Source organism: Komagataeibacter kakiaceti JCM 25156 (genome assembly GCF_000613305.1).
The window spans coordinates 1-1947 of sequence record NZ_BAIO01000448.1 but is presented as its reverse complement, the minus strand read 5'-3'; the positions used below and the strand labels follow the sequence as shown (position 1 = coordinate 1947).

At 66.9% G+C, this 1947-nt stretch carries 1 pseudogene; it reads left to right on the top strand.

The window, feature by feature from the left end:
- Positions 1-1947, top strand: a pseudogene (gene mdoH / locus JCM25156_RS25025) (glucans biosynthesis glucosyltransferase MdoH); the annotation flags it as partial.

The window sequence follows — 1947 nt, the reverse complement described above, 5'->3', positions numbered from 1 at the left end:
CACCCGCTGGCCGATGCGCCGGACCTGCACGGGCGCGGGCGGGTTCCCTCAACCCAGTGGCGTCTGATCTGGCTGCGGCGCCTTTTGGTCATTGGCGGCGCGGTGGTCATGACCGGGCTTGCCGGGTACGAGATGGACCTGGTGTTCAACGCCGTGCAGCGTTCCGTGGCCGGCATGGTCATGCTGGTGCTGTTTGTCGTGCTGTTCCTGTGGATCGCGCTGGCCTTTACCTCCGCGCTCGCGGGGTTCGGGTCGATGCTGGCGCATGGCGGGCTGGGGCTGGGCATTACCCGCACCGGGCCGCTGCCGCGCCTGTCCAGCCGCACGGCGCTGCTGATGCCCACCTATAACGAGGATCCGGGCCGGGTCATGGCCGGGCTGCGCGCCACCATCGACAGCCTGACCGCCACGTTGCAGGAACGCGCGTTCGATGTGTTCATCCTGTCCGATACGACGGATCCGGACATATGGGTGGCCGAGGAAGCCGCGTACATGGCCCTGTGCCGCGCCACGGGCTGGGGCGGGCGGCTGTTCTACCGCCGCCGCGCGGTCAATACCGACCGCAAGGCGGGCAATATCGCCCAGTGGGTGCGCGCCTATGGCGCGGCCTACCAGCAGATGATCACGCTCGACGCCGATAGTGTGATGGCGGGCGACGTGATCGTGTGGCTGACGGCGGCCATGGAGCGCAATCCCGGCGTGGGGCTGATCCAGTCCCTGCCGGTCATCGTGAACGGATCGACCCTGTTCGCGCGCATGCAGCAGTTCGCGGGCCGCGTCTATGGTCCCCTGATCGCCCACGGCATTGCGTGGTGGCATGGGTCGGAGGGTAATTACTGGGGGCATAACGCCATCATCCGCACAGCGGCGTTTGCCGAACAGGCGGGGCTGCCCCATCTGCCCGGCCGCAAGCCGTTCGGTGGCGCGATCATGAGCCATGACTTCGTGGAGGCCGCCTCATGCGCCGGGGGGGCTGGGCCATCCACATGGTTCCCGCCCTGGGCGGATCGTATGAGGAAAGCCCCCCGTCACTGACCGACATCGCCATTCGCGACCGGCGCTGGTGCCAGGGCAACCTGCAACATGCGAAGGTGATTTCCGCCAATGGCCTGCACTGGGTCAGCCGCATGCACATGCTCATGGGCATCGGTTCCTATGTCACCTCGCCGCTATGGCTGATCTTTCTGCTGGTCGGGATCGTGGTGTCGCTGCAAAGCCGCTTCTACAAACCGGAATATTTTGGCGACACCAAGCTGCTCTATCCCCACTGGCCGCATGTGGATCCGGTTCAGGCGGAATACATGTTCCTGGGTACCATGGTGGTGCTGCTGGCCCCCAAGATACTGGCGTACATCCTGCTGCTGCTCGATGGCCCGCTGCGGCGGGGATGTGGCGGGGCCATCGCCGCTGCCGCCTCCATCGTGGTGGAAACGGTCGTGGGCGGGCTGTTGGCCCCGATCGCCATGCTGATCCAGACCGGAGGGGTCATTTCCATCCTGATGGGGCGTGATTCGGGCTGGAACGCGCAGCGGCGTGACGCGGGCAGTCTCCAGATCATGCAGAACGTGCGGCTGTACATGGTCCATACCCTCATGGGCATGGCGCTGGCCGCGGCCGCATGGAGCGTCTCGCTGCCACTGTTCCTGTGGATGCTGCCGGTCACGCTCGGCCTGGTCTGCGCCATTCCCCTGACGGTGCTGACCGGCAGCACGGCGGTGGGGCAGGCGTTCCGGCGCGCCCATCTTCTGCTGATACCCGAGGAAACGGCCCCGCCCCCCGTCCTGAAGGAAGCCGTGACCTATATGGGGCACATGGCGGGCCAGCCGGTGCCCGAAGCCATCGCCGCGCTGCGCGCGCGCGCCGAACTGCTCAGGGTGCATGAAATCCTGCTGCCGCCGCCGCGCCACCGGGGGATCCGATCAATCCCGCCCTTCTGGTCGGCCTGCT